Below are 6,035 nucleotides of genomic sequence, written 5' to 3'. Positions count from 1 at the left end.
TAGGGCTCGATGAACTCCCACTCCACATCCGTCAATTGCACTCGCGTCACGCTGAACGATCTACCGGATCAGGCCCCGAGACGAGGGCAGATCCCGCAGATTGATCACAATCAAATACGCGCCCTAGTCGACAGGCTCGGCGGCCATGTCCTGCAAGAGGGCGGACCGCCCGCATCACCGCGAGCAGGCCGTCGGCCCGCCTCGCGCCGCCAGGCCCGGCTCCCAGAAGCCGGGCGGTTACCGGGCCATGACATGTCGGATGTAACCCCTTTGCTGGTTCTCGCCAAGCAGGGGCGATATCGACGAAGGGAGCATGACCGGTGCGTCGTAAACAGGCGGAGATCGCCACAGATCCTGTGGCCTTCGAGGCCTTCTACCGGCGACACGTCGATGCGCTCACCCGCTTCCTCGCCCGCCGCGTCGACGACCCGCATACCGTCGCCGACCTGGTAGCCGAGGTTTTCGTGGCGGTGCTCGACTCGGCCCACACCTACCGGGCCGAGCTGGGCAGCGAGGTCGCGTGGCTCTACGGTGTGGCCCGCAAGACGCTCTCCGCCGAGCGGCGCAGAGCGTACAAGCGGTACCAGCTGACGGGCCGGGTGCGCGGGCGGCGCACGCTCGACGTGGACGACATCGCCGAGCTGGAGGAACGCATCGACGCGGAGCGGCGTGCCAGGCAGGCGTTCGAGGCCATGGCCGAGTTGCCGAAGGGGGAGCGCGCGGTCCTGGAACTGGTCGTCATCGATCAGCTCACGGTCACGGAGGCCGCACTCGCCCTCGGCATCGGACAGGGTGCCGCCAAGGTGCGCCTGCACCGCGCCCGCAAGAAGCTCCGGAACCTGCCCTTCGTCATGAGTGGAGCATCGGAATGAAATACGAGGATGAACTGCTGATGGAGCTCAAGGCCGAGATCAACGACCGCGTCGAGCGGCGCCGCCGCCTCACCCACCGGCTCTACGCGGGCGGCGCGGCGGCACTCGTCGCCGCGGCGGCGGCGTTCGCCGTCCCGATGCTGACCGGGACGGAGGGGCCCGCGTACGCCGTGACCAAGAACACCGACGGCACGGTCCGGGTGGAGATCAACGAGTTCAAGGACGCCGACCAGCTCGAACGAGACTTGGCCGAGGCGGGCGTCACGGCCGACATCACCTATGTCCCGGCCGGCAAGCAGTGCAAGGCGGGCAGAGGACAGACGGGCGGCACGGCGCTGGGAGGCGAGCCGGGCTCCGGCGCGTCCTGGATGCGCGACGGTGGGGTGGACATCGATCCGCGGCGCATCGGCGCCGGCCGGACGCTGGTGCTGGAGTTCGCCGGAGACCATCAAGAGACGGCCGAGACGAAGGAGCGTCCCCTGCTGTGGCGTCTGACGGGTTCTCTGATCGCCGGCCAGGTTGCGCCCTGCACGGTGATCGATGACTCGTCGTGGGAAGCCGACGGCGGGAGCTGACGGCCCCACGAGCCGGCGGTGGAGGATCGCGGGCCGGATTGGCCGCAATCCCCCACCGCCGCTTTAAGCGTTCTGCCGCGCTCTCACAAGCGCAATCGATTCCGTACAAGATTGCGAGCGGCGCTCTACGAGCGAGCTCGTCGCAGATCTCGCCTCGGTGTCGGCATAGGCTCGTCCACCAGCCACCGCATCATCGCCATCAGCTGGGCCAGGCTCGGACCCGACCAGTCCACGCCGTGGCCCAGACAGTACGACAAGTACAAGGCGATCCTCATCGGTGAGACCTCCACGCGCCATGGCGATGGCCTACCAGGAGCGCAGACCCAAGCGCAGGCGAATCCGCCTGATCTCAACTCCGTACAGGCCCTAAGTGGCTGTCTTCGACATGAGTCCTCCACACCAGTTGGTGGGCCGTTCTTGAGACGGCTGGACTGAAGTTGACGGGATCCCGTCTGATCACCGAGATCAGGCGGGATCTTGCCGTTTCAGGGGTTTCCCGAATCTGGTTCGTCCGGGTTTGGGGTCCGAGAGTCGGCGAGATGAGTGGCTCGGGTGCTATCACGCGGTCGTGCGGGCGTGGTGAATGGCCTGGTGGGCATGGCGAAGCCCTCGGCCGGGACGGTGGTGGATGTCGATGACCCGAATTGTGGCTTAAGGGTCTGGTGGGGGTTTCCCGGCTTCGGCGGGCGGGACGCTCGGATGTCCGTCATAGGGGACGTCGTCGTGATGGACGGCGGGGCCGGGGTTGTGCTGGTGACGCCAGACGTCGAGGAAGTGGTCGTTGGCGACGGTGACGATGAGAGCGATCAACAGGGTTTGGGCGACGCGGCCGTGGGCGAGTCGGTTCTTGGGGTCGCCGAGGTCGAGGTCGTGTCCCTTGAGTCGGCCGTTGAGGCCCTCGGTCATGGCACGAGCACTTTTGTAGGTGATGATCCAGGTGGGCTGAGGTAGGCCAGATCCTGGCGGAACTTGTCGAGGTGGCCGAGGTCGTCTTTGTGCAGGGTGATGCTGCGTTGGCGGCAGATCTTCGGCAGTTCGCTGCTCTTGGTGTCGGGGACGGGTGGCAGAACGCGGGGTTTTGCGGCTGGGTGGGCGGCTCGCTGCCGGGAGTCGGTCAGGTCAACTGGGGTTGGGCGGCTGGGCTCGACCTGCTCATCGAGCACCTTGGCCATCTGCGAGACCTGGCTTTTGGAGATGTGCTTGATACCCAGCTGCTCGACCAGCTTGTCCACCCGCCGGGTCGACACGCCGAGCAGATAAGACGTGGCGATCACGCTGATCAGCGCCTGCTCGGCCCGCCGCCGACGCTCCAAAAGCCAGTCCGGGAAGTAGGAGCCCGACCGCAGCTTCGGAATCGCCAGCTGAACCGTCCCCGCCCGGGTGTCCCACTCGCGCTTGCGGTAGCCGTTGCGGGAATTGGTCCGCTCCTCGCTGCGCTCACCGTACGCGGCGCCGCACAGGCTGTCGGCCTCAGCCGACATCAACGCTTCGGCCATGGTCTTCACCATGGATCGCAACAGATCCGGGTCGTCGGTCTCGATCTGCTTCGCCAGCCACTGCTCGGGCGTCACACTGGGATCTACGGCCATCGCCTGGTTCTCCTTCGAATCTTGATCTTGCTACTCGAAGGATCACGCGATGGCCGTCTTCATTTCACGACGCCACGCCTGTGAACAGGCCAAACTCGTACACCACTCCCGTGGACGCAACCAACAGACATCTCCTGGCTCGACCAGTTTCACCGCCGCAAGGGTGCTTCCCGCGCTTCCACCGCAGCACCGATCATGGCGGCCTCCACAGGCTTGGCTCCGGAACCTGTCCCAAGGAGAGATCGCTGCCGCGCAGGCACTCAAGAGAGGCCCGTGGGCGCCGGCCATCGCGACGCACTACCCAGCCGCTTCTACGTCGCAGGTGGCAGTAAGCGCCCGCCTGGCCTTCTGCGGCCGCCCAGCAATGGATCAGGTGCCGCCGGAGGCGACGTGGGCGGTAGTGGCACGGGCGGCGGGTCCTCATCGTCGCGGTCGAGGGCGAGGGCTTCCTTGGTCCAGCCGAGGCTGATGTACAGCCGGGCGAGGTCCCCATCCAGCCGGGCGAAATGAGCGCGGTAATGGGGATCGCTCTCGGCCTCGGCCGCGTACAGCCGCCGCGCCCGCCGCAGCGACGGTTTGAGCATGACGCGGTTGCCGGCGGCGATCGCGGTGACGACGGGCATCATCGACAGGTTGACGGGGTAGTTCCACGGCGAGATGACCCCGACCACGCCAAGCGGCTGGTATTCGACGCGGTTGGAGCCGAAACGCAGCATGAGGGTGGTGTGGCGGCGGGTCGGGCGCATGAACCGGCGGAGATTGCGCTCCAGGTAGTCGATGCCCTGAACGACGCCCCCGACCTCCATCAGCGCGGTCTCGTGTCGCGAGCGATGTCCGAAGTCGGTGTTGATCGCCTCCTCGATGGCGCCGCGCCGGGCGATCAGCGCCGCCTTGAGGTTGCGCAGATCGCTGCGCCGCGCCGCCAACGAGGACCGCCCCGGAGCTCGTGGTGCGGATGTTCGGCCCCGGATGGCTGTCAGTTCTGTCAGCTTGGTCAGGCGTTCGAGGGGTGTTGTGGTGTCGTCGTGTGTGGGGTGGAGGGGTAAGCGGCGGCGTTGGTGGTGAATGCGGGGCGGCCGAGCCTGTGGAGGTCGTGGTTGAGCTTCATGATGAGGCGGGCGTCGGCGGCGTTCGCGGTGGCGGGGATTTTGAGGAGAGCGTGGTAGAGGGCCATCTGGGTGCCGATGGCCAAGCCGACACAGGTGGCGCGGAGTTTGTCGGTTCGGGTGAGGCCGATGCCCATCTGGGTGGCTCGGTCGTTGTCGGCGGCGAGAAAACTGCGGATGAAGAACGCCTTGGAGAAGCTTCGCTCGAACCGGTCGCGGATCCGGCTGGTGAAAGAGGTGTCGGGTTCAAGGTAGGCGGCCATGGTCGCTCGCACCAGGGCGCCGCAGGTGGCGTCGTCGTAGGCCTTGCGGAGGGTCGCGTGCCGGGTGGCCAAGACGTCCACGAGCTGCCGCGGGGTGTCGGGGAGGAGTTCTTCGGGGAGTCCGAGGAGGTGTGCGCGGTAGCGGGCGAACTCGATGAGGGCTCGTTCGTCCGGCGTGAACTCCTGTCGGCCGCTGCGCAGGACGCGCAGGGAGAGCTGGAAGGCCGTGATGAGGCCGGCGGGCATCTGGTCGGCTTGGGGGATGGGGATGCCGTAGACGGTCGAGTCCCATGTGCTGCGGCGCAGGATGTTGTAGCGGACCATGGAGTGCATGAGGCGGACCTTGGCGGCGGCCTTGAAGCCGGCGCCGTGCCGGTCCAGGGCTCCGGGCAGCACGGATCCGGAGAAGAAGGCAGCGGTCTCCTTGATGCGCTGGGCGGCTGAGTTCTGGTCGAGGGCTCCGGTGAGCGCCATCGGCAGGGCGGCGTAGGTGTTGAGGAAGGTGCCGACGAACGCGCCGCGGATGGCGTAGGGAGCGGCGTGCGCGAAGGAGTTGCGTTCCAGGCGGGCGCCCTCGCGGACGAGGTCCATGTCGATCCAGTCAGGCACGTACTCCATGTCGGTGATGAGCGCGACCAGTTCGGCGGGCGGGTCGGTGACGGCGTCGATGCCGAGGTCGCATGCCCGGTCGAGCATGTCGACGAGGGTGCGGAACCCCAGATGGGGCAGGAGCGCGGCGTAGGCGTCGGCGACGGTGTCTCCGAGCATGGTGAACGCTTCGATCGTGGCGACCTGGGTGGTGTCGGCTAGGAGACGGGGCCGTTCGTGGGCGAGTTCGGTGCGCATCGCGGTCTCGGCGGCCGGGTCGTCGGTGAACCGTTCAGGCCGGGTGCCGAAGTCGATGGCGCCGTACATCGCCGGCAGCCGCGTCTTCTGCTGGGCGACTCTGTTTTGGAGTTCGGCGAGGGTCGAGGTCATCGGTCTGTTTCCTTTCCCGTTGTGCGGAGGTCGCGGGTGGCGTCACCGTTGGTGGGGTGGCTTGTGGTGAGGTCGTCGCGGAGCCGGCGCTTGAGGATCTTGCCCGCGCCGGACAGGGGGAGGGAGTCAAGGACGGTGAGGCCGCGCGGGCATTTGTAGCCCGCCAGGTGGGGGCGGCAGTGTGCTTGGAGGTCGGCGAGGTCGAGACGGGCGCCGGGGGCCAGGACGACGACGGCGTGGACGGTCTCGACCCACTGCTCGTGCGGGAGGGCGATGACCGCGCACTGGGCGACGGCGGGGTGGCGGGCGATGACGTTCTCGATCTCGGCGGAGTACACGTTCTCACCACCGCTGATGATCATGTCTTTGACGCGGTCGACAACGAACAGGTAGCCGCGCTCGTCCAGGTGGCCGACGTCGCCGGTGGACAACCAGCCATCCTCGCTGATGACGGCGGCGGTCTCGGTGTCGCGTTTCCAGTAGCCGCTCATCATGCCGTAGCCGCGGACCCTAATCTCGCCGACCGTTCCGCGCGGGACCGGGGCCCGGGTGTCGGGGTCGACGATCTCGATCCGGGTGTGCAGGGCGGCGCGGCCCGCCGAGGCGGCCAGGCGGGGGTCGCGGTGGTCGGCGGGGGCCAGGAGGGTGGCGA

6 protein-coding genes and 1 pseudogene are annotated in these 6,035 nt (G+C 67.5%); 2 read left to right on the top strand and 5 right to left on the bottom strand.

What is annotated here, in order from left to right; genetic code table 11:
• Positions 1 to 320: 320 nt before the first annotated feature.
• Positions 321 to 872 carry an RNA polymerase sigma factor gene (locus EJK15_RS66985; protein WP_171075392.1) on the top strand — a complete coding sequence of 184 codons (552 nt, stop codon included), beginning with the start codon at positions 321 to 323 and terminating at the stop codon, positions 870 to 872.
• Entirely contained in the window at positions 869 to 1,447 is a 579-nt protein-coding gene (locus EJK15_RS66980) for a hypothetical protein (protein ID WP_138720546.1), read from the top strand. The genes EJK15_RS66985 and EJK15_RS66980 overlap by 4 nt, the downstream gene beginning before the upstream one ends.
• Before the next feature lie 651 nt (positions 1,448 to 2,098).
• Here EJK15_RS66980 and EJK15_RS66970 read toward each other — a convergent pair.
• The 5 genes and pseudogenes from EJK15_RS66970 to EJK15_RS66950 all read right to left on the bottom strand — a co-directional run.
• Positions 2,099 to 2,353, bottom strand: a complete 255-nt coding sequence (locus EJK15_RS66970; protein WP_138720545.1) for a hypothetical protein — start codon at positions 2,351 to 2,353, stop codon at positions 2,099 to 2,101.
• A gap of 212 nt (positions 2,354 to 2,565) precedes the next feature.
• Positions 2,566 to 3,036 (bottom strand): annotated as a pseudogene (locus tag EJK15_RS66965) (transposase); the annotation flags it as partial.
• A 311-nt stretch (positions 3,037 to 3,347) separates the two neighbouring features.
• Complete coding sequence (locus EJK15_RS77005) at positions 3,348 to 4,007, bottom strand: aldehyde dehydrogenase family protein (RefSeq protein WP_276615613.1); 660 nt, start codon at positions 4,005 to 4,007, stop codon at positions 3,348 to 3,350.
• Between the two features lie 23 nt (positions 4,008 to 4,030).
• On the bottom strand, positions 4,031 to 5,383 hold the full coding sequence (locus EJK15_RS66955) for an oxygenase MpaB family protein (protein WP_138720543.1): 1,353 nt from the start codon (positions 5,381 to 5,383) through the stop codon (positions 4,031 to 4,033).
• A partial coding sequence (locus tag EJK15_RS66950; protein ID WP_138720542.1) for an AMP-binding enzyme occupies positions 5,380 to 6,035 on the bottom strand: 656 nt, incomplete at its 5' end. The genes EJK15_RS66955 and EJK15_RS66950, both read right to left, overlap by 4 nt.

The organism is Nonomuraea basaltis, from assembly GCF_005893125.1.
In the GTDB taxonomy this organism is placed as follows: Bacteria; Actinomycetota; Actinomycetes; order Streptosporangiales; family Streptosporangiaceae; genus Nonomuraea; species Nonomuraea basaltis.
Note: the sequence above shows the minus strand (reverse complement) of the source record. Positions and strands in the feature narration are given on the sequence as shown.